This window comes from Mesorhizobium sp. M0678 (genome assembly GCF_040320505.1).
GTDB lineage: Bacteria > Pseudomonadota > Alphaproteobacteria > Rhizobiales > Rhizobiaceae > Mesorhizobium.
In genome coordinates this window covers 75196-99817 of the sequence record NZ_JAMYPT010000014.1, presented here as the reverse complement: position 1 = coordinate 99817, position 24622 = coordinate 75196, and the positions used below count along the sequence as shown (strand labels likewise).

Sequence of the window (24622 nt, the reverse complement as noted above, 5' to 3'; positions counted from 1 at the left end):
CCAGGCCCGAAACTTTGAGAGAATATTCCTGGCTTCGCATTTCGCGGGAAATACGGTGCTTTGATCCGACGGTCAGCATTCCCGATGATGCCAGCAAGGCTTGGCACTCCGCCTGGCCGCAACGACTTCAGAACCGACGGGATAGATCATGTCTGGGAAAACCAACACTTTGCTCTCATTTCTCTCCGCAAGTATAAACCGGCGCGCCGGTCTGGCTGTACTTTTCGCGTCGGCGGTTGGGATTGTCGGCCTTGCTGCGCCGTCGTTCGCCGAAGACAAGACGGCGGTCAAGGTCGGCATCATGAGCGGCGAGGACGAGGACGTCTGGCGCGTCGTCACCGCCCAGGCGGCGGAGAGGGGCCTGACGATCGAGACCGTGGTGTTCAACGATTATACCCAGCCGAACGAAGCGCTGGAGCGCGGCGAAATCGACGCCAACGCCTTCCAGCACAAGCCCTATCTCGACAACCAGATCAAGACGCAGGGCTATCACATAGTCCCGGTCGGCTATACCGGGGTGTGGCCGATCGGCCTCTATTCCAAGAAGTACACGAAGATTGCCGACCTGCCCGAAGGCGCCGTCATTGGCGTGCCGAACGATCCGTCCAACGAAGGCCGCGCGCTGCGCGTCCTGCAGAGCGAACATCTGATCAAGCTCAGGGAAGGCACCGGCATTCTGGCGACGACCACCGACATCGCCGAAAACCCGAAGCACTTGGTCATCAAGGAGCTGGACGCAGGCATCGTCGGGCGCTCGGTGGAAGACCTCGGCGGGGCCGTGGTCAACACGGATTGGGCGCTTAAAAGCGGCCTCACACCGGAGAACCGCATCGCCCAGGAGGCGGTGGCCGACAATCCCTACCGCAACTTCATCGCGGTCAAGGCCGGCAATGAAAACCAGCCCTGGGTAAAGACATTGGTCGCCTCCTACCAGAACGAAAAGGTGAAGGCCGAATTCGACCGAGTCTACAAGGGAACCGGCATCAGCGCCTATTGATACCGAGCTCGACTTGGCGCTGAAGCCCGGCATGATAAAGCGGTCCGCGCTCCAACGCGGACCGCGATCGCGTTTTGCGGGACACCAATACAGGAACTTTCATGAACCAGCATTTCGCCTCGGTCACCGAAGTCATGCATCCCGCCGGCAGCCGTTCCGCCGGACCGAACGACGTCGTGCGCCTCATCGAGCTGAAGCGCCGCTTCGGCGCGACAGCGGCACTGGACGGCGTATCGCTCAGCGTGCGCCAGGGCGAGATCCTCGGCATCATCGGCCGGAGCGGCGCCGGCAAGTCGACGCTGATACGCTGCCTGAACGGCCTGGAGCGGCCGGATACAGGACAGGTCTTCATCGAAGGCCGCGACATCAGCCGGCTCGGCGAGCGCGAATTGCAACCGCTGCGCCGGCGTATCGGCATGATCTTCCAGCATTTCAACCTGCTGTCCGCCAAGACGGTCGAAGACAATGTAGCGATGCCGCTCAAGATCGAAGGCCGGCCCAGGGCCGAACGCCTGGCGCGCGCTGCCGAGCTGCTCGAGCTCGTCGGCCTGTCGGAGAAGGCGAAAGCCTATCCGGCGTCGCTGTCGGGCGGGCAGAAGCAGCGCGTCGGCATTGCCCGGGCGCTTGCGGCGCGCCCGGCGCTGCTGCTGTCCGACGAAGCGACCTCGGCATTGGACCCGGAGACGACGCGCTCCATCCTCGCCTTGCTCAGAGATATCAACCGGCAGCTCGGCCTGACCATCCTGCTCATCACCCATGAGATGGAGGTGATCCGTTCGATCGCCGATCGTGTCGCGGTGATCGACGCTGGGCGGATCGTCGAGCAAGGGCCGGTGTGGTCGGTGTTTGCCGATCCGAAGTCGGCGATCACACAAAGCCTGCTCGGCGGCATCCGGCCGCAATTGCCGGCGGAGATCGCAAGCCGGCTAACGCAGAACGCCGGCGTGGAGGCGATCCTCAGGATCGACGTGGCGGGTGAGGCCGCCCGAAGCCCGCTTTTGTCCGATCTTGCCTCGGCAGTTCCCGGCTCGTTCCGCCTCGTGCATGGCGGCATCGATCACGTTCAGCAGCAGCCTGTCGGGACACTGTTCGTGGCGGTCGCCGGCAGCAATGAAGCTCACCTGGCAGAGGTGATCGCGTTCTTGAAAGCCCGCCAAGCGCGGGTGGAGGTGCTTGGCCATGTCGCCGGTTCTGTTTGAGCTTCTCGTCCGTTCGATCTGGGAAACGATCCTGATGACGGCCGCCTCCGGCCTCATCTCGCTGGTTTTCGGGCTGCCGCTCGGCCTGGCGCTGGTCGCCACCGACCGCGGCGGTATCGCCGAAAACCTGTGGGTGAACCGCGCGCTCGGAGCGGTCATCAACGGCTTCCGCTCGGTGCCTTTCATCATCCTGCTGGTTGCGCTGATCCCGGTGACGCGGCTGATCGTCGGCACCTCGATCGGCACCTGGGCAGCGATTGTGCCGCTGTCGATCGCGGCGACGCCCTACTATGCGCGGATCGCCGAAGTGTCGCTGCGCGAGGTCGACCACGGGCTGATCGAGGCAGCACGCGCCATGGGCGGCAACCGCTGGACGATCATTCGCGAGGTGCTGGTGCCGGAAGCGTTGCCCGGCATCGTCGCCGGCTTCACGGTGACGCTGGTGACGCTTATCGGCGCCTCGGCCATGGCTGGCGCCATCGGCGCCGGCGGGCTCGGCGACCTCGCCATCCGCTACGGCTACCAGCGCTTCGAGACGTCCGTCATGATCGCCGTTGTCATTGTGCTGATCATCCTGGTCTGCGGCATCCAGTGGGCCGGCGACCGGCTGGTCGCGAGGCTGGACCACAGGGCATAGCGGTGCGCAGCGGTCTGGGCGATATGCCAGCACCCGGTAAAACCCTCACTGCCGGTCCGGCTTCTCCACCGCGCTCAGCGCCGCCAAGCCTTGTAGCGGCGGCTCTCCGGCCTGCAGATATCGTTGGATCAGTTGCTCATCCTCTGCGCCTTTATAGGCTAACGGAATACCTCTGATTTGAGCGGGCATGTCCCAATCGAGCGGCCGATCCTCCGGCGCGAACCACTTGCATCGCCGAACCTCCACCCAATGCCGGCGAATTGACAAACAATTGCCGAGGCCGTCGTCTTCGTAGCCGAACTCCACTCCACAGCACGAACATATGATGTAGCTGGGTTCTTTGCCGTTCTCGCCCCATGGCAGATCGGGAGATTGATCGAGGCCGCAGACACGGCATTTGAATTTGTCTTGTGGATTCATTTGATCCCGAACAGGTCCCTGGCTTGCTCGGCGGTATAGTACCCTAGCCTGACGTCCCGAGCGACCAATTCCGGATCCCGCTGCAACGGATCGCCGTAGCCGCCGCCGCCCGGCGTGCTAACGCGCACGCGATCGCCTGCCTTCAGCGCGATGTCCTGTTCCTTGGAGAGGTGCGGCGGCACATGTTCCTTGCCGTCACGGAACACGGTGACCGTGTTGACCGCGCCGTCCTTGCCGCCGAGCGCGCCTTGCGGGCCGAAGCGGCCGTGATCCATGACGAAAGAGGCGCGGGCGTCGCCGCGCAGGATCTCGACCTCATAGGCGAGCCCAAACCCGCCGCGGTGCTTGCCGGCGCCGCCCGAGCCTTCGCGTAAGGCATAATGCCGGTAGAGCACCGGGAAGGCCTGCTCCATGATCTCGACCGGCGGCGACTTGGAGATGCCGATGGTCGAGCAGCCATTGGTCAGGCCGTCGTGACCGGCATTGCCGCCATAGCCGCCGCCGGAGATCTGGTACATGACATAATCGCGGCCGCGGGCCGGATCGTTGCCGCCGAGCGCGAAATTGCCGCTGGAGCCGGCCGGAGCCGCCGTCACCTTGTCCGGCAGCGCCTGCACCATCGCAGCGAACACCGCCTCGGCAATGCGCTGCGAAACCTCAGCCGCGCAGCCCGATACCGGCCGCGGATATTTGGCGTCGAGGAAGGTGCCTTCCGGCCGCTTGACGATCAGCGGCTCGAAGGCGCCGGCGCTGATCGGCACATCGGGGAAAATGTGCCGCATGGCGAGATAGACCGAGGACAAGGTCGTCGCCAGCACGCTGTTCATCGGCCCAGCGCAGGGCTTTGACGAACCGGAGAAGTCGAAGCTGAGCGTGTCGCCCTGTTTTTCGGCCGCCAGCGCGATAGTCAGCGGCTCGTTGACCACGCCGTCGGAATCAACAAAAGCCTGCGACCGGTAAATGCCGTCGGGAATGGCTGATATGTTCGCGCGCATCTGTTCGGCGGCGCGGCGGCGCAGTTCGGCGATCGCATCGACGACCGTTTCATCTCCGTAACGATCCAGGATTCCGTTCAGTCGGTCTTGACCAATCAGCAGTGCCGCCGCCTGCGCCCGGATGTCGCCAATGCGCTGGTCGGCGACACGGATGTTGGAGCAGATGATGGCGTAGATCTCAGGGTCGAGCGCGCCCTTCTTGAACAATTTCACCGGCGGCAGCCGCAAGCCTTCCTGCTCCACCGCCGTTGCCGAGGCGGAGAAGCCGCCCGGCACCGAACCGCCAATGTCGGGCCAGTGGCCGGTGTTCGAAAGCCAGCAGAATATCCTGCCGTCGCGGTAGACCGGCATGGCGAAGCGCACATCCATGAGATGGGTGCCGCCGAGATAGGGATCATTGACGATGTAGATATCGCCCGGCTCGGGCGGCAGGCAGCGTCCGTCGGCGATCATCTCGATCACGGTTTTGGTCGAATACTGCATGACGCCGACGAACACCGGCAGGCCCTGGCTGCCTTGCGCGATCAGCGAACCATCGAGCGCCGAATAGATGCCATCCGAACGGTCATTGGCCTCGGCGATGACAGGCGAGAACGCGGCGCGCGAAAATGTCAGGTCCATTTCGTCGCAGACTTGCTGTAGCGCCGCCTGGATGACCGAAAGGGTGATGGCGTCGAGTTTTTCCATCTCAGGCCTCACCGATATCGATGATGATGTTGCCGTCGGCATCCGATCGCGCCCGATCGCCGGGCTCCAGCACAGTCGTCGCGTCCATCTGTTCGAGGATCGCCGGACCTTGGATTGTTGCGTCGAGCGGCAACTTCTCTCTGCTGTAGACCGGCGTGTCGTACCAGCGCCCGCCATACCAGACAGGCCGGATCTCGCGCCGCGCCTCTTCGAGCGTTTTGGCGCGCCCAGCCGGGTCGATCAGCCGGGACAGATCGATTGCCGGCCGCACGCCGGTGACCGAGGTGTTGAGGTTGACCAGATTGGCGCGGATTTCCGGCAACTGGACCTTGAAGCGGGCGAAATAGGCCTTCTCGAACAGTTGCTGCAGTCCCTCGCGTGTCACCGCAGACGACGGCAGCGGCACGTTGATGATATGCGTCTGGCCGACGAACTGCATGTCGGCGGAATGCGTGACGCGGATCATTTCCGGCTTCACCGCCTCCTTGCCGATCAGCTCCTTGCCTTCGTTTCGGTGCCGTTCCAATGTCTCGTGGAGTTGGATTTCATCGAGACTGGCTACCGGCTGGTTGACCGTATTAACGAAATCATGGCGCAGATCGGCGACGACGCAGCCGAGCGCGTTGGTGATGCCCGGCCGCGCCGGCACCAGCACCTTGGGCAGGCCTAGTTCGCGCGCCAATGCCGTCGCATGCAGCGGCCCGGCGCCGCCGAAGGCGAACAGCGCGAAATCGCGCGGGTCGTGGCCGCGCGACACCGAGACCATGCGGATGGCGCCGGCCATCTTCACGTTGCCGAGCCGCAGCACTGCACCCGCCGCCTCGACGCCGGACAAGCCTGTGGCGCGGCCGATCCTGTCCTCGAATATGCCGGTGACCCGTTCGACGGTGACCGGGTTTTCCACCGCGAGCAGCTTCTTCGGCGCCAGCCTGCCGAGCACCAGATTGGCGTCGGTGATGGTCGGCTCCAAGCCGCCGCGTCCGTAGCATATCGGGCCGGGATTGGCGCCGGCGCTTTCCGGGCCGATCTGGATCAGGCCTGCCGCATCGACGCGGGCGATTGAGCCGCCGCCGGCGCCGACCGTATGCACCGCCACCATCGGCACGTGGATCGGCATCGCATACTCGATCTCGATCTCATTCGACACCGCCGGCTCGGCGTTGCGGATCAGCGCCACGTCGGTCGAGGTGCCGCCCATGTCATAGGTGACCAGGTTTTCGAAGCCGGCGCGTTTTCCCGTATAGGCGGCAGCAATGACGCCGGAAGCGGGGCCGGACATGACAGTTTTGGCCGACTCACGTGTGACAAAGCGGGCCGAGATCATGCCGCCATTGCCGTTCATGATCAGGAAGTCGCGGGCGTAGCCCTTTGACGCCAGCTCCTTGCGCAGCCGCTCGACATAGCGTTCGAGGATCGGTTGCACCGAAGCGTTGACCGAAGCGGTCACCCCGCGCTCGAATTCGCGCGCTTCCGAAAGCAGCGCATGGCCTGTCGTGATGTAGCCGTTCGGCCAAAGCTCCCCTGCGATCTCGGCGGCACGCCGCTCATGCGCCGGGTTGGCGTAGGAATGCAGGAAATGGATGACGAGGGATTCGCAGCCGGCTGCGATCAGTTGTGAAATCGCTGCCCGCATCTCGGCCTCGTCGAGCGGTATGCGCACCGCGCCCGAGGCCTCGACCCGCTCCGACACTTCGAGCCGCAGATTGCGCGGAATGATCGGCACGAACGTGCCTGTCATGCCATAGGCTTGCGGCCGTGTCCGCCGGCCAAGCTCGATGACGTCGCGAAAGCCGCGCGTGGTAATCATGCCGGTCTTGGCCAGCCGGCGCTCCAGTACCGCGTTGGTGGTCGTCGTCGTGCCGTGCACGATGAGGTCGATGCCGTCGACCGGAAATCCGGTGGCGCCAAGCGCCGAAACGACGCCGAAAGCCTGGTTGTCGACTGTCGTCGGGGTCTTGGCGATGTGCACCCGGCCACCGTCACGGCCGTCGATCAGAAGCAGGTCGGTAAAAGTTCCGCCGACATCGATGCCGGCGACGACGCTGCCCGTCGAATCCAGCGCTTGCGCCGAAAAATTCTGTCCCATTGTCGAAACCCGAAATGCCCGAACTGCCTACATGCCTTAGTTTGGAAAGCTGTTTTACGGCGGCGTCTTGACGCAAATATCGTTTGTATACTAATAAATTCCGGACACAAGAGCTTACCGCTTCGGAGTGTGCAAACGGCACGCTGGAACCTGACCGGTTCGGGCGCGCAGGTGAAGATTTGGCGCGGGCGCTGAACTGGCCCGGAAGGTTAGGTTTGATGAACACCACATCCGCGTTCAACACTGCCGGCGCCCGGCCGTTGCAGTTCCCGATACCGGCCAACGTCTATGCCGAAACCGTCGTCTCGGTGAAGCACTATACCGACCGGCTGTTTTCGTTCCGCATCACCCGGCCGCAGTCGCTGCGCTTCCGCTCCGGCGAGTTCGTCATGATCGGCCTGCCCAATGCCGAGAAGCCGGTGTTCCGCGCCTATTCGATCGCCAGCCCAGCCTGGGACGACGAACTCGAATTCTTCTCGATCAAAGTGCCGGACGGCCCGCTTACCTCGGAGCTGCAGAAGATCGAGATCGGCGACACCGTCATCATGCGGCAGAAGTCGACCGGCACGCTGGTGGTCGACGCGCTGACGCCGGCCAAGCGCCTGTTCATGATCTCGACAGGTACCGGCATCGCGCCCTTCGCCAGCCTGCTGCGCGATCCCGACACTTATGAGAAGTTCGAGCAGGTGGTCCTGACCCATACCTGCCGCGACAATGCCGAGCTCACCTACGGCCAGGAGCTGGTGGCAGCACTTGAGAACGACCCGCTGATCGGCGAACTGACCGGCGGCCGCGTCACGCTCTACAATTCAACGACGCGTGAGACCTCCGAGCGCATGGGCCGCATCACCGCGCTGATCGGCTCGGGCAAATTCTACAGCGATCTCGGCATCGACAAGCTCAATCCCGAGACCGACCGCATCATGATCTGCGGCTCGATGCATATGCTCAAGGACGTCAAGGAACTGGCCGAAAGCCTCGGCTTCCAGGAAGGCTCGCTGCACCATCCGGCAAGCTTCGTCGTCGAGCGCGCCTTCGTCGGCTGAGACGCGCAGTTCAGCGTCCACTGGTTCGAGACCCTGATTTTGATCATGCGGTCAAAAATCGGCTGCCTTGACTGTCTTTTTCCGCTATGACCGCTTGAAGGACTCGTGAAGCGCTGCTTCACGGTCTATCTTCGGCATAAGTCGCTGAACAAGGGGCAGGAGATGAGCAGCACAATCCGCGAAACCGACGTCGGCACATCGAAGGTCACGCCGCTGCCGGCGCGCGCCGCCGCCAATGCGCCGATGCCGCAAGCCCATGGTATTGCTCGCAATCCCGGCATGAGGCTCGATCTCGGCTTCATGGAATCGATGCGCGGCGTCAACCGCTCGGCGCTGGAACGCCGCGTCGCCAGCCTGACCAAAAGACGCTCGATCAAGGCGGATAACCAGGCCGCCTGGCTGCTGCGCGCCGTCGCCTGCATGGACCTGACGACGCTGAACTCGAACGACACGGAAGAGCGCGTGCGCCGGCTTTGTGCCAAGGCGGTCAACCCGTTCCGTCGCGACATTGCCGAGGGGCTCGGCATTACTGGTGAAAAGATCCGCCCGGCGGCGGTCTGCGTCTATCAGCCCTTCGTCGCCACTGCCGTCGAAGCGCTGCGCGGCAGCGGCGTCCATGTCGCCGCCGTTTCCACGGCTTTCCCGCATGGCCTTGCACCGCTTTCGACACGTCTGCAGGAGATCGAAGCATCGGTAAGGGACGGCGCCGACGAGATCGACGTCGTCATCCCGCGCGGCCTGGTATTCGGGGCGAAATGGCAGGAGCTCTATAACGAGATTGTCTCGATGCGCGCCGCTTGCGGCGAGGCCCATCTGAAGGTGATCCTCGGCACCGGCGACCTCACGACGCTGCGCAACGTCATGCTCGCCTCGATGGTGGCGATGATGGCGGGTGCAGATTTCATCAAGACCTCGACCGGCAAGGAAAGCGTCAACGCGACGCTGCCGGTCGGCCTTGCCATGGTGCGCGCCATCCGCGCCTATTTCGAGGAAACCGGCTATCTCATCGGCTTCAAGCCGGCCGGTGGCATTTCCACGGCAAAAGCCTCGCTCGACTGGCTGGTGCTGATGAAAGAAGAACTGGGCCGGCCGTGGCTGGAGCCGGAGCTGTTCCGCTTCGGAGCATCGAGCCTTTTGACCGACATCGAGCGCCAGCTCGAGCATCATCTGACCGGCCACTACTCGGCCAATCATCGCCACGCGATGGCGTGATTCGGAGCGCGCCATGAACATTCTCGAACGCTATCATGCCATGGAATACGGCCCGGCGCCGGAGGCGCGCAACGAGGCCGATGCGTGGCTTGCCGCGCGGGATTTCGGCAAAGCGCTGTTTATCGGCGGCGACTGGAAGGCAGCCAGCGGAGGCAAAACCTTCGACACCAGCGATCCGTCCTCGGGAAAGCTGCTGGCCAAGGTGTCGGATGCCGGTGCCGCCGATATCGACGCGGCGGTTTCGGCCGCCACAAAAGCGCTGCCGAAATGGAGCGCCAGCACCGGTTATCAACGCGCCAAAGTGCTCTACGCCATCGGCCGCGCCATGCAGCGTCACCAACGCCTGTTCGCGGTGCTGGAATCGATCGACAATGGCAAGCCGATCCGCGAAAGCCGCGACATCGACGTGCCGCTGGCCATCCGCCATTTCATCCATCATGCCGGCTGGGCGCAGGCGCTGGACAGGGATTTTCCAGGCCATAAGGGGGTCGGCGTCGTCGGCCAGATCATCCCGTGGAACTTCCCGCTCTTGATGCTGGCCTGGAAGATCGCGCCGGCGCTCGCCGCCGGCTGCACCGTGGTGCTGAAGCCAGCCGAATTCACGCCGCTCACCGCGATCCTGTTCGCCGAGATCTGTGAACGATCAGGCGTGCCGAAGGGCGTCGTCAACATCGTCCAGGGCGGGCCGGAAGCGGGTGGGGCAATCGTCAATCATCCCGGCATCCAGAAGATCGCCTTCACCGGTTCGTCCGAGGTCGGCAAGATCATCCGCAAAGCCACCGCCGGTTCGGGCAAGAAACTGTCGCTGGAGCTTGGCGGCAAGTCGGCCTTTGTCGTCTTTGAGGATGCCGATCTCGACAGCGCCGTCGAGGGGCTGGTCGACGGCATCTGGTTCAACCAGGGCCAAGTCTGCTGTGCCGGCTCGCGCCTTCTGGTGCAGGAGGGCATCGCCGATGCCTTCATCGCCAAGGTCAAGACGCGTATGAGCCGGCTGCGCGTCGGCAGCCCGCTCGACAAGAACACCGATATCGGCCCGCTGGTCGATTTGACCCAGCTCGATCGCGTCAAGGGCCTGATCGCCGAGGGCGCCAAGCAGGGCGCAATCTGCTGGCAGCCGGACTCGGCGCTGCCCTCCTCGGGCTATTACCATCTGCCAACGCTGGCGACAGGTGTTTCGCCGGCTAACATTCTGGCACAGGAAGAGGTGTTCGGGCCGGTGCTTGCCACCATGACCTTTCGCAACACCGAGGAAGCGGTCGAGCTCGCCAACAACACGCGCTATGGCCTGGCCGCTTCGGTGTGGAGCGAGAACATCAATCTTGCCCTGCACGTCGCGCCGCAATTGAAGGCCGGCGTCGTCTGGGTCAACGGCACCAATATGTTCGACGCCTCCTGCGGCTTTGGCGGTTACCGCGAGAGCGGCTTTGGCCGCGAAGGCGGGCGCGAGGGCATGTTCGAATATCTCTCGGCAAAACTGCCGCTCGGCCCGGTTATCAAACCGGCGACGTCTTCGGCGCAACCTGTCGAGCAGGCCGAAGGCGACGCCATCGACCGCACGGCAAAGCTGTTCATCGGCGGCAAGCAGGTCCGGCCGGACGGCAATTATTCCTTCGCCGTCGCCACCGCCAAGGGCAAGCTTGCCGGCGAGGTTGGTCTCGGCAACCGCAAGGATATCCGCGACGCCGTCGCGGCCGCGCGCGCCTGCAAGGCCTGGCCGGAGGCGACCGCCTACAACCGCAGCCAGGTGCTCTATTACCTGGCCGAAAACCTTTCGGGCCGCGCCGACGAGTTTGCTGTGCGCCTCACCCAACTTACCGGCGCGACCGCCAAGGCGGCGCGTGAAGAGGTCGAACTGTCGATCGAGCGGCTGTTCCTCTATGCCGGCTTGGCCGACAAATTCGAGGGTCGCGTCCACCAGCCGCCGGCCCGCGCCGTCACGCTGGCACTGCACGAACCGGTCGGGGTCGTCGGTATTGTCGCGTCGGACAACGCACCTTTGCTTGGCTTGATCTCGCTGGTGGCGCCGGCGCTCGCCATGGGCAACACCGTGGTCGCCGTGCCGTCCGAAAAATACCCGCTGCTTGCCACCGACCTCTACCAGGTCGTCGAATATTCCGACGTTCCGGCAGGCGCCATCAATATCGTCACCGGCAGTAGCGCCGAGCTTGCCGGCGTATTGGCCAAGCATGACGATGTCGACGGGCTCTGGGTGTTCGCCGATGCCGAGACTTGCGCCAAGGCCGAGGCCGAGTCCATCGGCAATCTCAAACGCGTCTGGACCGGCAACGGCCACAGCCTCGACTGGGCGTCGAACGAAGCAGCCGGCGATGCCTTGCTGCGCCGAGCGATCGAGGTCAAGAACGTCTGGGTGCCCTACGGCGACTGAGTGTCCCGGAGGGACGTCCGGGCTTGACGGGCCAACAAATGTTCTTTACCGAGAAAAAACATTTGGCTGGCAGGCGAATATCGAAACAGGCGGGATGGTAGTGCCCGGCTGGCACATTGCGCCCCGGCCTTGCGCCGGTAAAAGCCGAACGACCACAGACGGGCGAGGAGAAAAGCATGGCGGATCTGACAGGCAAAATCGTTGTCGTCACGGCGGCGGCGCAAGGCATCGGCCGGGCGAGCGCGCTGGCGTTCGCCAAGGCCGGCGCCGTCGTCCATGCCACCGATATCAACGAGGTGGTGCTCGCCGACCTCGGCAAGACGCCCGGTATCAAGACCCGCAAGCTCGACGTGCTGAACGACGAGGCGGTGAACGCCGCTTTTGCCGAGATCGGCGCCGTCGACGTGCTGTTCAATTGCGCCGGCTTCGTCCATTCCGGCTCGATCCTCGAGATGAAGGACGGCGATCTCGACTTTGCCTATGATCTCAATGTCCGCTCGATGATCCGCACCATCCGCGCCGTGCTGCCCGGCATGCTGGAGCGCGGCGACGGCTCGATCATCAACATGGCATCGCTGGCCAGTTCGACCAAGGGCGTGCCGAACCGCTTCGTCTATGGCCTGACCAAGGCAGCCGTCATCGGCCTGACCAAGTCGGTCGCCGCCGACTATGTCGGCAAGGGCATACGCTGCAATGCGATCTGTCCGGGCACGGTCGAAAGCCCGTCGCTGCAGGACCGCATGCATGCGCAGGGCGACTACGAAGCAGCTCGCGCCGCCTTCATCGCCCGCCAGCCGATGGGCCGGCTCGGCACGCCCGAGGAAATCGCCGATCTCGCCGTCTATCTGGCCGGCGCCACCTATACGTCGGGGCAGGCTTATAATATCGACGGTGGCTGGTCGATCTAAGAGGCCATTTGAAAACCCTACTCCGCCGGGCGCCTGACGCGGCTTTCTGCGCTTCCGGTGCTCACGTACTTTAAGTACGCTCCGCTCCGGTTCTCGAAACCCACGCCATTCGCCGCAGCGGAGCGAGTTTGCAAACGGCCTCTGGTCGCAACTGGGAGAAAACTGCATGAAACTGCTGCGCTATGGCGAGGCGGGGAGCGAACGCCCCGGCCTGCTCGATGCCGATGGAACGATCCGCGACCTCTCCGCCCATGTCACCGACATTGCCGGCAAGGCGCTTGACCCGGCATCGCTCGAGACATTGTCGAAGCTCGACCCGAAGACGCTGCCGGCGGTTTCCGGCAAGCCGCGGATCGGCGCCTGCGTCGCCGGCACCGGCAAATTCATCTGCATCGGTCTCAACTATTCCGACCACGCCGCCGAAACCGGTGCCGCCGTGCCGCCGGAGCCGATCATCTTCATGAAGGCAAGCTCGGCTATTGTCGGGCCGAATGACGACGTGCTGATCCCGCGCGGCTCGGTGAAGACCGACTGGGAGGTCGAGCTCGGCGTGGTGATCGGCAAGACTGCAAAGTATGTCACCGAGGCCGAGGCGCTGGATTATGTCGCCGGCTATTGCGTCGCGCACGACGTCTCCGAGCGCGCCTTCCAGGCCGAGCGCCAGGGCCAGTGGACCAAGGGCAAGTCCTGCGACACGTTCGGGCCGATCGGCCCGTGGCTGGTGACCAAGGACGAGGTCAAGGACCCGCAGAACATCCCGATGTGGCTGACGGTCAACGGCAAGACGATGCAGAACGGCTCGACCAAGACCATGGTCTTCGGCGTCGCTTATCTCGTCTCCTATCTCAGCCAGTTCATGTCGCTGCACCCGGGCGACATCATCTCGACCGGCACGCCGCCCGGCGTCGGCCTCGGCATGAAGCCGCCGGTCTTCCTGAAGCCCGGCGATGTGGTCGAGCTCGGTATCGAGGGGCTGGGCATCCAGAAGCAGACGTTCAAGGCGGATGCGTAGGGCGCTCTTCCTTCTCCCCTTGTGGGAGAAGGTGGATCGGCGCGCAGCGCCGAGACGGATGAGGGGTGCTGGAAGAAACGAGGCGTGAAAACATCAGGGGATTTTAGGCACTTACGCTTTCAGGGCAGCGATCCTTCCAACACCCCTCATCCGACCGAGCTTCGCTCGGCCAGCTTCTCCCACAGGGGAGAAGGGGAGTCGGCACCAGCTATTTCAGCACCTTCCCGTCGGCTCCAAACCGGTATGTCTTCGCCGGATCCGGCGTCGCGTAGAGCGTGGCACCAGGTTCGGCGTTATAGACGCCAAAAATGCGCACTGTGATCAAGCCGGCCTTCTCGCAGTCGAGATAGAGGTTGGTGTCGGCGCCAAGGTGCTCGGCATGGACGACCGTGCCTTTCCAGGCGCCGGACTTGGGATCGACGGTCAGATGTTCGGGACGGACGCCGATGGTCTTTGCCGTTTCGCCAAGCCTGGCGCCGTCGACGAAGTTCATCTTCGGTGAGCCGATGAAGCCGGCGACGAATTCATTTGCCGGCGAATTGTAAAGCTCCATCGGTCCGCCGATCTGCTCGATCCTGCCCGCATTAAGGACCACGATCTTGTCGGCCAGCGTCATCGCCTCGACCTGGTCGTGGGTGACATAGATCATCGTGGCCTTCAGCCGGCGATGCAATTGCGCGATCTCCAGCCTGGTGTTGACGCGCAGTGCGGCGTCGAGGTTCGACAGCGGCTCGTCGAACAGAAACAGCTTGGGCTCACGCACCACGGCGCGGCCGATGGCGACGCGCTGGCGCTGGCCGCCGGAGAGCTCGGCCGGCCGCCTCGAGAGGTAGGGCTCCAGCGACAGCATCGAGGAGGCGATGCCGATGCGGCGGTCGATCTCGGCCGCCGGTGTGCCCGCCTGCTTGAGGCCGAGGCCCATATTGTTCTTCACCGTCAGATGCGGATAGAGCGCATACGTCTGGAACACCATGGCGATGCCGCGTTTGGCCGGCGGGGTGGCGGAGACGTCCGCCCCGTCGATGACCACGCGGCCCGAGGTCGAGTCCTCCAGCCCGGCGATGACCCTCAGCAGTGTCGACTTTCCGCAGCCGGATGGACCGACGAAGACGACGAACTCGCCATCGGTCACCTCGAGGTTGATGCCCTTCAGCACCTCGACCGGCCCAAAGGCCTTTTTTACGTTCTCGATGTTCAGCGAGCCCACGGCGTCGTCCCTGTTCTAGAGTTTCACGGCGAGGCCGCTGCGCACGCTCTCGTCTGCGGCAAGGCAGACGGCGAGCGACTTCACCGCGTCGTCCATGTGACGGGTCAAGTCCAGATCCTCGCGGATCGCCTTCAGCACAAACGCCTGTTCCAGGTCGCAGAGGTCCTGATGGCCGGGCTCGCCTTGCATCGACAGCATCTCGTCCGGTTTGGCGAATTTGCCGTCGGCTCCGGTCGCCGCACTGTGCAGGCGGATGGTCGAGGTCTTGGTGTGGGTGTCGATGTCGTCGGACCTGACACCCTCCTTCATGACGATCGACACGCAGCCATTGGGCGAAATCACGTCTTTCACGAAGAAAGCCGTCTCCGAAATCATCGGCCCCCAGCCGGCCTCGTACCAGCCGACCGAACCGTCGTCGAACAGCACCTGCAGATGACCGTAATTGTACATCGACGGCGCGATCTCGTCGCTCAGCCGTAGCCCCATGCCGCGCACCTCGACTGGTCTGGCGTCGGTGATCTGCAGCATCACGTCGAGATAATGCACGCCGCAATCGACGATCGGCGATGTCGTCTGCATCAACTGCTTGTGCGTCTCCCAGCTATGGCCGGAGGATTGCTGGTTGAGGTTCATGCGGAACACGTAAGGGCCGCCGAGCTTGCGTGCCTCGGCGATCAGCCGGATCCAGGACGGGTGATGGCGCAGGATGTAGCCGATCACCAGTTTCTTGCCGTTGGCCTTGGCTGCCGCGACCACGCGCTCTGCATCCGCGACGGTGGTTGCCAGCGGCTTTTCGAGGAAGACGTGGCAGCCGGCCTCGAACGCCTTGACAGCATAGTCAGCATGGCTGTCGGAATAGGTGGCGATGCAGGCGACGTCGGGCCGTTCGTCACGCAGCGCCTCGTCGAAGGAGCGCCTGATGCCGTAGCTCGAAAGCCCTTCCGGCAGCGGCACATCGGAGCGGTTGACCAGCGCGGCGATCTGGAATCCCGGATTGGTGTGATACGCCAGCGCATGGCTGCGCCCCATGTTGCCGAGGCCGGCGATGACAACGCGAAGAGGTTGGTCCATTTCAGTTTGCCTTTTGTAGAGCGCGGGCTTTCAGGTCCATCCTAATACTCGATCCATACTCACTGGCGATCTGCAGAGCAGCCTTTTCGCTTTCACAACGTGCCAGAAGTCCGAACCCGTATGTATCGACCCCCCTCTTTGATCAGAGAAGACCTCCGGTCGTCCGGCAACGGACGATCCAGATCCAGCGCCTCGGTGAATGCCTTGGATTGCTCGCTAACCATCAGGGAGTTGACACGCCAGATGATATGACAGTTGTATTCCTTTGGTCGACGCTCGATCCCGAACCGAGTCAGCCAGACTGCTGCATTGAGATAGAACTGCGGTCCCCAGGCAGACTTCTGAAGGTTAAGCAGACAGACCGTTTCCGGCCATTCGCGATAATAGTTTGTTTGGCGAACGCCGCGGAATCTGTGGCGGATTGCCGACTCGGTGAGGCCTCGAATGATCGCGTCCCGACCCTCACTCACTTGACCGCCCCCGAAGTGATGCCGCGGATCAGCTGCCGCGAGAAGATGACGTAGAGGATCAGTACCGGCATGATTGCCAGCGACAGCGCCGCCAGGATGGCGTTCCAGTTGGTGACGAACTGGCCGAGAAACAGCTGGGCGCCGAGCGTCACCGTCTTGGTCTCCTCCGACGGCGCCAGGATCAGCGGGAACCACAGATCGTTCCAGATCGGGATCATGGTGAAGACGGCGACGGTCGCCATCGATGGGCGCACCAGCGGCAGCACCAGCCGGAAAAAGATGGTGTATTCGGACAGGCCGTCGATCCTGCCCGCATTCTTCAGATCGTCCGAGACCTGCTTCATGAATTCCGACAGGATGAAGACGGCAAGCGGCAGGCCTTGCGCGGTATAGACCAGGATCAGCGCCGTCAGCGTGTTGACTAGCCCGCTCGCCACCATCAATTGCAGGATGGCGACGGTGGCAAGGCGGATCGGGATCATGATGCCGAGCGCCAGATAGAGCCCCATCAGCGAATTGCCGCGGAAGCGGTATTCCGACAGCGAGAAAGCCGCCATGGCGCCGAACAAAAGCACGAAGAACAGCGAGGCGACGGTGACGACAAGGCTGTTCTGGAAATAGTGGATGAAATCGCCCTGGCCGATCACCGTCGTGTAGCCGATTAGATCGAAGGTTTTCGGCGTCGGCGGCGCCAGCGGCGCACCGAAGATGGCGGCGCGCGACTTGAATGAGTTGACGATGACGATGATTACCGGAAACAGCGCGATCGCCGTGTAGGTCAGAAGGATCGCATGCGCGCCAATGGTGCGGGGCAGCGAGCGGGTTGCCGTGCTCATGTGGCGCCTCAGAACTGGTAGCGACGCAGGCGCGTCTGCACGAGGAACAGGTAGACGCAGACGCCGCCCAGGATGATCAGGAACATCATCGTGGCGATTGCCGCGCCCATGTTGGGATCACCGATCTGCAACTGGAAGCCGAAGAAGGCGCGGTAGAGGAAGGTGCCGAGGATATCGGTTGAATAGTTCGGCCCGGCCAGCGCCCCTTGCGCTGTGTAGATCAGGTCGAACGCGTTGAAATTACCGACGAAGGTCAGGATCGAGATGATGCCTATCGACGGCAGGATCAGCGGCAGCTTGATCTTCCAGAACTGCGACATGCCGGTGATGCCGTCGCATTCAGCCGCCTCGATCACCTCTTCGGGGATGGATAAGAGCGCCGCATAGATCAGCATCATCGGGATGCCGACGAACTGCCAGACCGAGATCAGGCTGAGTGTGGTCAGCGCGTACTGCTCCTTGCCCAACCAGGGCGTGAACAGGCTCTTGAGGCCGACCAGATCGAGCAGATGCGGCGCCACGCCCCACAGCGGCGACAGGATCAGCTTCCAGGCGAAGCCGACAATGACGAAGGACAGGATTGTCGGCACGAAGATCGCCGTTCGGTAGAAGGCGGAGAATCTCAGCCGCGGGCTCGACAGCAGCGCCGCCAAAAGGACGCCGATCGGATTCTGCACCAGCATGTGGATGATGAAGAACCAGACATTGTTCCGGAGAGCATTCCAGAAGCCCACCGACCAGTTAGGATCGCCGAACAGCGTGCGGAAGTTTGCCAGTCCCACGAAGACTTGGGATTGGTCTATGTTGCGGAACAAGGAGAGCTGCAGCGTGCCGGCCAGCGGCAAGATCATGATCGCCGTATAGACCAGCACTGCCGGCGCCAGAAAGACGCCGATGTGCCAGCGGAACGGTCTTTTCGGTGTTGCGGCCATGAGTTCGGTCCCGCCGATCAGGTTCTTGCAATTGCCGTCAAAGGGCGCGGCGCCTCCCTCCCCTCGAGGGGAGGGTGCCTCGCAAAGCGAGGCGGGTGGAGTCGGCAGAGGCAGCGCGCTATCGTCGTTCGACCGTGCTTTCCAGCAGCGATCAAGCCGCAGCCTGCCTCGACCGACCCCCTCTGTCGCCTTCGGCGACATCTCCCCCCTCGAGGGGGGAGACAACGCTTCGCCGCACTCTTACTTCGCCGGCTTGTACCAGCTGTCGAGGCCGTCCTGCAGCTTCTTGGCGGCAGCTTCCGGCGTGTCGGTGCCGTTGATGACGTTGGCCGATTCAACCCATGTCTCGTTTTCGAGGTTCGGCGTACCGCGGCCCAGGATCTGGTAAGTCGAGCGGATCGTCGACTTGCACTTGTCGCGCCAGGAGACGAATTCCTGCGCCAGCGGGTCTTCCATCTTCACCGGCGTGTTGTTCAGGCTGAAGAAGCCCGGCAGCGCGTTGGCATAGATGGTGGCAAAATCAGGCGAGGCGACCCAGGACAGGAAGGTCTTGGCCGCGTCGGCGTTCTTGGACGCCGCATTGAGGCCCATGCCGATGTCGGTGTGGTCGGAGATGTAACAGGTGTCGCCGGCCTTCTGCACCGGCGGCGGGAAGGCGCCCATCTTGAACTGCGCCTGCGTGTTGAACAGGCCGATCTCCCACGAGCCGGCCGGGTAGATGGCGGCGCGGCCGAGCGTGAACAGGTTCTGGCTGTCCGGATAGGTCTGCGCCTCGAAACCGTCGCCAAGATAGGGCTTCCACTTGGCAAGCTCGGCATAAGGTGCGACCCACTGAGGGTCGGTCAGCTTCTGCTCGCCCTTGATCAGTGCGGCGCGGCCTTCCTCGCCCTTCCAGTAGTTCGGGCCGATGTTCTGGTAGCCCATGGTCGCGGCTTCCCAGAGGTCCTTGGTGCCCATCGCCATCGGGATGTAGGTGCCGTCGGCCTTGATCTTGTCGAGCGCGGCGAAGAATTCGTCGCGCGTCTCCGGCACCTTGATGCCGAGCTTGTCGAAGGCGTCCTTGTTGTAGATGAAGCCATGGATGACCGAGGCCATCGGCACGCAGAATGTCGCCTTGCCGTCGTCGGTCTGCCAGGCCGACTTGGCCACCGGGGAGAAGTTCTCCATGCCCGGCAGCGCCGACAGATCGGCGAGGTTGCCCTTCTTGAAGAGTTCCAGCGACTTGTCGAACGGGCGGCAGGTGATCAGGTCGCCCGCCGAGCCGGCGGCGAGCTTGGCGCCGAGGGCGGCGTCATATTCGGTTGGCGCCGACGGCGCGAACACCACCTTGATGCCCGGGTTCTTGGCTTCGAAGGCCGGGATCAGCTTGTCCTTCCAGATGGCAAGGTCGTCGCCGCGCCAGCTTTCGATGTTGAGCGTTACGTCGTCGGCATAAGCCACCCCGGCGGAGCCGAGAATGCTGGTGCCGAGAAGAAGTGCCGTCAGTAGCTTCGTTGTCATGCTCAGTCTCCCTGTTGACCTTTTTCAGGTTCGGTTTTGATGAGAACAGAGGCATTGCGCCCCTTGCTCCCCTCGATCGCGGAAAGGGCCGGCCGCAGCTTGTGGCCGGTCCCTTCCAATATCTTCTCGGCTGCATCGGCGCTGGCGGCGCCGGCGGCGAGCAGAATAGCGGTCTTGACGACGCCGCCGCTCCTTTCGAGCAGGCGCGCCGCCTCGTCCTTGTCGCGCCCGCTGACGGCGGCAACGATGCGTGCGGCGCGGTCGCGCAGCTTGATGTTGTCGGCCATGAGGTTGACCATGTAGCCGTCATGGACATGGCCGAGATGGATGGCGGCGAGCGTCGACAGCATGTTGAGCGCGATCTTCTGGGCGGTGCCTGCGCCCATGCGCGTTGAGCCGGCAATCAGCTCCGGCGGCGTTTCGAGCAGGATGGCGATGTCGGCCAGCCGCAACAGCGGCGCATCCCTGTTGTTGGCGATGGCAATGGTCGCCGCACCGCGGCGCCTGGCGTCCTCGATCGCCCTGACTGCATAAGGTGTCGAGCCGCTGGCCGAGACGGCGATCAGGCAGTCGCCCTTGCCGATGCGGGCGGCGGCAACTGCTGCCGAAGCTTCCTCGGTGTCGTCCTCCGGCCCGCCGGCCAGTGTCTTGAAGGCCTCGTCGCCGCCGGCGATCAGGATGGCGATGCGGTCGCGTTGGATGCCGAAAGTGCCCGGCAGCTCAAGCGCATCGGCCAGTGCCATCAGGCCCGAACTGCCGGCAGCCGCATAGGCGAGCTTGCCGCCGCTTTTCAGTCTGCTTGCGATGATTTCGGCTGCCGCGGCAATGGCAGGAATGGCGCCGTGCACAGCCTTGGCGGCCTCGATCTGTGCGTTGGCCAACGAGGAAAGGACGGCTTCCGGGGCCTGGATATCCAGTCCCTCGGCATTCTGGTGAAGCGCTTCGGTGCGCGTTTCGGCCATCCGCTTTCCTCCAATCGAGAAAACCATACCAAAAAAATACCACTTGTCCACACGCATTAATGAAATCCTTGCGGCGGTGCAGGCCTGCGAACGCAATTGGCTGATTTTCCAACAAACTACGCCTTAACTTTTTTGAAACGGAAATTAATCCTTGGCTATTGGTATTTTATTGGTATTATCCGCCCGGAGGAGAAATCGCGTGAAATTCGTGCTCGGCATCGATGGCGGCGGCACCAGCTGCAGGGCGGCCCTTGCAACGGCCGACGGCAGCGTCCTCGGCCGCGCCAAAAGCGGTGCCGCCAACATCCGAACCGATCTCACCGGCGCCAGGACGAACATCGTCGACGCAGCGCAGCAGGCCTTTGTCGCCGCGGGCAGGGATCCCGCACTGATCCCGCAAACTCCGGCCGTTCTCGGTCTTGCCGGCGCCAATGTCGGCACCTACCGGCAGCAGCTCGAAGCGATCCTGCCGTTCCGCATCAGCCGCGTCGAGACCGATGCCGAGATCGCGCTGGAAGGCGCGGTTGGCTCAGGCGACGGCGCCATGGCCATACTCGGCACCGGCACCGCTTATATGGCGCGCAGACGAGGCAAGTCGCGCGCCATCGGTGGCTGGGGTTTTCAGGTCGGCGACCAGGGCAGCGGCGCCCGCATCGGCCGCGACCTGCTCGAGCAGACGCTGCTCGCCTATGACGGCATCCGCCAGGGATCGCCGCTGACGGAGACCATGCTCGCCATTTTCCGCAACAATCCCGAGGATGTGGTCGAATTCACCACCAACGCCAAGCCCGGCGATTTCGGCGGCTTCGCGCCCAAGGTGTTCGAACATGCCGAAAAAGGCGACGCCGTCGCTATCTGGATCCTCGACAAGGCGATCGCCGATGTCGAGGCAGCGCTTGGCGTGCTCGACCTCGGCGGCGACGATCCGCTCTGCCTGCTCGGCGGGCTGGCGCCGCTTTATGCGCCGCGCCTGTCGGCCCGCTACCGGGCGCTGCTGAAACCGCCGCTCGACGACGCGCTGGGCGGCGCGGTTCAGATGGCGGTTCGGATTTTCGCAAACACGGCGGAGGCAGCTCGATGAGTGAGGCCGCCGACCAGATATTTGCGGCGCTGAAACAATCGTCGCAGAGTGGCGCGCCGCTCTATCTGCAGCTCAGGAAGAGCATCGAGGATGCGGTCAAACGCGGGCTGATCGGACCTGGCGATGCGCTGCCTTCCGAGCGCGACATCGCTAGCAAGGCCGACATTTCGCGCGTCACCGTGCGCAAGGCGGTGCAGGACCTGGTCAAGGGCGGCATCCTCGTCCAGCGCCATGGTTCCGGTACCTTCGTTGCGCCACGTATGGAGCGCGTCGAGCAGTCGCTGTCGATGCTGACCTCGTTTACCGAAGACATGGCGCGGCGGGGCATGGCGGTGCGTTCGGCTTGGCTCGACCGCGGCCTCTATCCGCCGTCGCCCGACGAGATGATGGTGCTCGGCCTGGCGTCGAACGAATTGGTTGCGCGCGTGGCGCGCCTTCGTATCGCCAACGACACGCCGCTGGCGATCGAGCGCGCCTCGCTATCGACAAGCGTGCTGCCCGATCCGGCGGCGATTGGTTCGTCGCTCTACGCCGCGTTGGAAAAGACCGGCAACAGGCCGGTGCGGGCGGTGCAGCGCATTTCCGCCACCAATCTCGGCGATGGCGACGCACATCTGCTGGAAGTACCGCCGGGTATTGCCGGCCTGCACATCGAGCGTATCTCCTATCTGGCGAGCGGCAAGGTGATCGAGTTTACCCGCTCCATCTACAGGGGCGACGCCTATGATTTTGTCGCCGAACTCCGGCTGAGCGGGCCGGGCGAAGAGGGCCGGCCGTGACCGCAACAACGACCCATATGCGGCGCGAGATCGAGGAGATCCCGGAGGCCACCGCCCGCCTGCTCGATGGCTCGGCCGCGGTGCTGACGGAAGCTGGACGCGGCATTCGCGAGCGCGATCCGAATTTCGTCGTCACCGTGGCGCGCGGCTCGTCCGACCATGCCGCAACCTTCATGAAATATGCCGTGGAGTTGACCGCCGGGCTGGCGGTTGCATCGGTCGGCCCGTCGATCGCCTCGATCTATGGCGCCAAGCTGAAGCTGGGCGGCTCGGCCTGCCTGGCGATCTCGCAGTCCGGCAAGAGCCCGGACATCGTTGCAATGGCGCAAGCGGCGAGGACCGGCGGTTCGCTGACCGTCGCCATCACCAACACCGCCGATTCGCCGCTGGCGCGGGCTTCGGACTACGCGATCGACATCCTGGCCGGACCGGAGCGCAGCGTCGCGGCGACGAAGACCTTCGTCAATTCAGCCGTCGCAGGACTCGCCTTGATGGCGCATTGCACCGGCGACGAGAAACTCCTGGTGGCGCTCGCGCGCTTGCCGGAGCATTTTCGCAAGGCGATCGCCTGCGACTGGATGGCGCTGGCTGGGGCACTCGAGACGCCGAAATCGCTGTTCATTCTCGGCCGTGGCCCGTCGGCGGCGATCGCCAACGAGGCGGCGCTGAAATTCAAGGAAACCTGCGCCATGCATGCGGAAGCCTATAGTGCCGCCGAGGTCATGCACGGCCCGCTGGCGCTGGTCGGTCCCGGTTTCCCGGTGCTGGCTCTGGCTGCTCGCGATGCGTCCGAGCCATCGGTGGCCGATGCCGCCGACAGCCTGGCCGGCAAGGGCGCTGCCGTCTTTGTGACGTCGAACAAGGCAAAGAGCGCTCAGCGCCTGCCGCATGTCGCAACCGGTCATCCGCTGACCGACCCGCTGACGCTGATCGTGTCGTTCTATGGTTTCGTCGAGGCTTTTGCCCGCCATCGCGGCCTCGACCCCGACACGCCGCCCAATCTGCGCAAGGTAACGGAAACCCTATGAGCGACCGTTTTGCCCTGACTGGCGCCCGGATTTTCGATGGCGACGACTGGCACGACAATGCGGCGCTTGTCGTGCGCGACGGCCTCGTCGAGGCCATTGTTGCCGCCGGCGCCATTCCATCCAATGTTGCGCGTATCGAGACCGGCGGCGGCATGCTGGCGCCTGGCTTCGTCGATCTGCAGGTCAATGGCGGCGGCGGCGTCATGCTCAACGACCATCCCGACGTCGCCTCGATCGAGACCATCTGCCGGGCGCACGCACCCTTCGGCACGGCGGCGCTGTTGCCGACGCTGATCACCGGCACGTCCGAGATCACCGCCGCGGCGGTTGCGGCCGGAGCCGAGGCGGCACGGAGGAAGGTGCCGGGGTTCCTGGGCCTGCACCTCGAAGGGCCGCATCTGTCGATCGCCCGCAAGGGCGCACATGACCCGGCTTTGGTCCGGCCGATGCTAGACTCCGACCAGACGATGCTGATCGCCGCACGGAAAAACCTGCCCGTGCTGCTGACGACGGTGGCGCCCGAATCCGTCGAGCCCAGCCAGGTGTCGGCGCTTAGCAAGGCCGGCATCGTCGTCAGCATCGGCCATTCCGATACCGGCTATGCCACGGCTCGCGCCTTTGCCGAGGCCGGCGCAACGGTGGTCACCCATCTGTTCAATGCGATGAGCCAGATCGGCAATCGCGAGCCAGGGCTAGCGGGCGCCGCAATCGATACCGGCACATTCTATGCCGGGATCATCGCCGACGGTATCCATGTCGATCCGGCCACCATGGCCATCGCCTTGCGCGCCAAGCAGGGGCCGGGCAAGATCCTGCTCGTTACCGATGCCATGGCGACGATCGGCACCGACATGACCTCGTTCACGCTGAACGGCCGCACCATCCACCGCAAGGATGGCAGGCTGACACTTGCCGACGGCACGCTGGCGGGCGCGGATCTCGACATGATTTCCGCGGTGCGCTTCATGCACCGCGTCGTCGGTCTCGACCTCGATGAAACCTTGCGCATGGCCTCGCTCTATCCGGCGCAGGCGATCGGCCAGTCGCACCGGCTCGGGCGCTTCGCCAACGGTACCGCGGCCAACATCGTTTCGCTGTCGGACGATCTGGACATTAAAAGCGTCTGGATCGATGGCGCCAGGGTTTTTGCAGGCAGCTCTGCTCGTTAGGG

At 63.8% G+C, this 24622-nt stretch carries 22 protein-coding genes; 12 read left to right on the top strand and 10 right to left on the bottom strand.

What is annotated here, in order from left to right:
- The first annotated feature begins 148 nt into the window (after nt 1-148).
- The 3 genes from NKI29_RS23095 to NKI29_RS23085 all read left to right on the top strand — a co-directional run bounded on the left by NKI29_RS23095 (nt 149) and on the right by NKI29_RS23085 (nt 2833).
- Nucleotides 149-997 carry a MetQ/NlpA family lipoprotein gene (locus NKI29_RS23095; protein ID WP_352797294.1) on the top strand — a complete coding sequence of 283 codons (849 nt, stop codon included), beginning with the start codon at nt 149-151 and terminating at the stop codon, nt 995-997.
- A 101-nt stretch (nt 998-1098) separates the two neighbouring features.
- Nucleotides 1099-2196, top strand: coding sequence for a methionine ABC transporter ATP-binding protein (locus NKI29_RS23090; protein ID WP_502896719.1), 1098 nt, complete (start codon nt 1099-1101; stop codon nt 2194-2196).
- Nucleotides 2177-2833 (top strand): methionine ABC transporter permease, encoded by a 657-nt coding sequence (locus NKI29_RS23085; RefSeq protein WP_352449593.1) that lies wholly within the window; start codon nt 2177-2179, stop codon nt 2831-2833. Before NKI29_RS23090 ends, NKI29_RS23085 begins: the two co-directional genes overlap by 20 nt.
- A 45-nt stretch (nt 2834-2878) precedes the next feature.
- On the opposite strand, the gene NKI29_RS23080 is transcribed toward NKI29_RS23085, so the two are convergent.
- The 3 genes from NKI29_RS23080 to NKI29_RS23070 are packed head-to-tail and all read right to left on the bottom strand — an operon-like array spanning nt 2879 to nt 7021.
- Complete coding sequence (locus NKI29_RS23080) at nt 2879-3253, bottom strand: hypothetical protein (protein ID WP_352797292.1); 375 nt, start codon at nt 3251-3253, stop codon at nt 2879-2881.
- Nucleotides 3250-4935, bottom strand: a complete 1686-nt coding sequence (locus NKI29_RS23075; RefSeq protein ID WP_352797289.1) for a hydantoinase B/oxoprolinase family protein — start codon at nt 4933-4935, stop codon at nt 3250-3252. The genes NKI29_RS23080 and NKI29_RS23075 overlap by 4 nt, the downstream gene beginning before the upstream one ends.
- A 1-nt stretch (nt 4936) precedes the next feature.
- Complete coding sequence (locus NKI29_RS23070; protein WP_352797287.1) at nt 4937-7021, bottom strand: hydantoinase/oxoprolinase family protein; 2085 nt, start codon at nt 7019-7021, stop codon at nt 4937-4939.
- Between the two features lie 218 nt (nt 7022-7239).
- Here NKI29_RS23070 and NKI29_RS23065 point away from each other — a divergent pair, with 218 nt between their 5' ends.
- The 5 genes from NKI29_RS23065 (at nt 7240) to NKI29_RS23045 (ending at nt 13585) form a co-directional block, all read left to right on the top strand.
- Nucleotides 7240-8067 carry a ferredoxin--NADP reductase gene (locus NKI29_RS23065; RefSeq protein WP_352797286.1) on the top strand — a complete coding sequence of 276 codons (828 nt, stop codon included), beginning with the start codon at nt 7240-7242 and terminating at the stop codon, nt 8065-8067.
- Nucleotides 8068-8229: 162 nt separating this feature from the next.
- Nucleotides 8230-9279, top strand: coding sequence for a deoxyribose-phosphate aldolase (deoC, locus tag NKI29_RS23060; RefSeq protein WP_352797284.1), 1050 nt, complete (start codon nt 8230-8232; stop codon nt 9277-9279).
- 13 nt (nt 9280-9292) lie between these two features.
- On the top strand, nt 9293-11665 hold the full coding sequence (locus NKI29_RS23055; RefSeq protein ID WP_352691316.1) for an aldehyde dehydrogenase family protein: 2373 nt from the start codon (nt 9293-9295) through the stop codon (nt 11663-11665).
- Between the two features lie 176 nt (nt 11666-11841).
- A complete protein-coding gene (locus tag NKI29_RS23050) occupies nt 11842-12573 on the top strand; it encodes an SDR family oxidoreductase (protein ID WP_254815741.1) in 732 nt (243 codons plus the stop codon).
- 166 nt (nt 12574-12739) lie between these two features.
- Nucleotides 12740-13585, top strand: a complete 846-nt coding sequence (locus tag NKI29_RS23045) for a fumarylacetoacetate hydrolase family protein (RefSeq protein ID WP_352620795.1) — start codon at nt 12740-12742, stop codon at nt 13583-13585.
- Between the two features lie 208 nt (nt 13586-13793).
- Here the strand turns inward: NKI29_RS23045 and NKI29_RS23040 are convergent, their stop codons facing one another.
- The 7 genes from NKI29_RS23040 to NKI29_RS23010 form a co-directional block, all read right to left on the bottom strand.
- A complete protein-coding gene (locus NKI29_RS23040; protein WP_023679835.1) occupies nt 13794-14792 on the bottom strand; it encodes an ABC transporter ATP-binding protein in 999 nt (332 codons plus the stop codon).
- Between the two features lie 15 nt (nt 14793-14807).
- Nucleotides 14808-15863 (bottom strand): Gfo/Idh/MocA family protein, encoded by a 1056-nt coding sequence (locus tag NKI29_RS23035; protein ID WP_023679836.1) that lies wholly within the window; start codon nt 15861-15863, stop codon nt 14808-14810.
- Between the two features lie 92 nt (nt 15864-15955).
- Nucleotides 15956-16333: a DUF4304 domain-containing protein gene (locus tag NKI29_RS23030; protein ID WP_352620797.1), complete on the bottom strand. Its 378-nt coding sequence runs from the start codon at nt 16331-16333 to the stop codon at nt 15956-15958.
- Nucleotides 16330-17169 (bottom strand): carbohydrate ABC transporter permease, encoded by an 840-nt coding sequence (locus tag NKI29_RS23025; protein ID WP_023679838.1) that lies wholly within the window; start codon nt 17167-17169, stop codon nt 16330-16332. Before NKI29_RS23025 ends, NKI29_RS23030 begins: the two co-directional genes overlap by 4 nt.
- A gap of 8 nt (nt 17170-17177) precedes the next feature.
- Complete coding sequence (locus NKI29_RS23020) at nt 17178-18101, bottom strand: carbohydrate ABC transporter permease (protein WP_352575248.1); 924 nt, start codon at nt 18099-18101, stop codon at nt 17178-17180.
- A gap of 240 nt (nt 18102-18341) precedes the next feature.
- Nucleotides 18342-19601, bottom strand: coding sequence for an ABC transporter substrate-binding protein (locus NKI29_RS23015; RefSeq protein ID WP_023679841.1), 1260 nt, complete (start codon nt 19599-19601; stop codon nt 18342-18344).
- Between the two features lie 2 nt (nt 19602-19603).
- On the bottom strand, nt 19604-20563 hold the full coding sequence (locus tag NKI29_RS23010) for an N-acetylmuramic acid 6-phosphate etherase (RefSeq protein WP_031212743.1): 960 nt from the start codon (nt 20561-20563) through the stop codon (nt 19604-19606).
- Between the two features lie 199 nt (nt 20564-20762).
- On the opposite strand from NKI29_RS23010, the gene NKI29_RS23005 reads away from it, so the two are divergent.
- The 4 genes from NKI29_RS23005 to nagA are packed head-to-tail and all read left to right on the top strand — an operon-like array spanning nt 20763 to nt 24620.
- A complete protein-coding gene (locus NKI29_RS23005; protein ID WP_023679843.1) occupies nt 20763-21644 on the top strand; it encodes a glucosamine kinase nucleotide-binding domain-containing protein in 882 nt (293 codons plus the stop codon).
- Complete coding sequence (locus NKI29_RS23000) at nt 21641-22423, top strand: GntR family transcriptional regulator (RefSeq protein WP_023679844.1); 783 nt, start codon at nt 21641-21643, stop codon at nt 22421-22423. The genes NKI29_RS23005 and NKI29_RS23000 overlap by 4 nt, the downstream gene beginning before the upstream one ends.
- Nucleotides 22420-23451, top strand: a complete 1032-nt coding sequence (locus NKI29_RS22995) for an SIS domain-containing protein (protein WP_036239401.1) — start codon at nt 22420-22422, stop codon at nt 23449-23451. The genes NKI29_RS23000 and NKI29_RS22995 overlap by 4 nt, the downstream gene beginning before the upstream one ends.
- Nucleotides 23448-24620, top strand: coding sequence for an N-acetylglucosamine-6-phosphate deacetylase (gene nagA / locus NKI29_RS22990; protein WP_352797281.1), 1173 nt, complete (start codon nt 23448-23450; stop codon nt 24618-24620). Before NKI29_RS22995 ends, nagA begins: the two co-directional genes overlap by 4 nt.
- Nucleotides 24621-24622 lie beyond the last annotated feature (2 nt).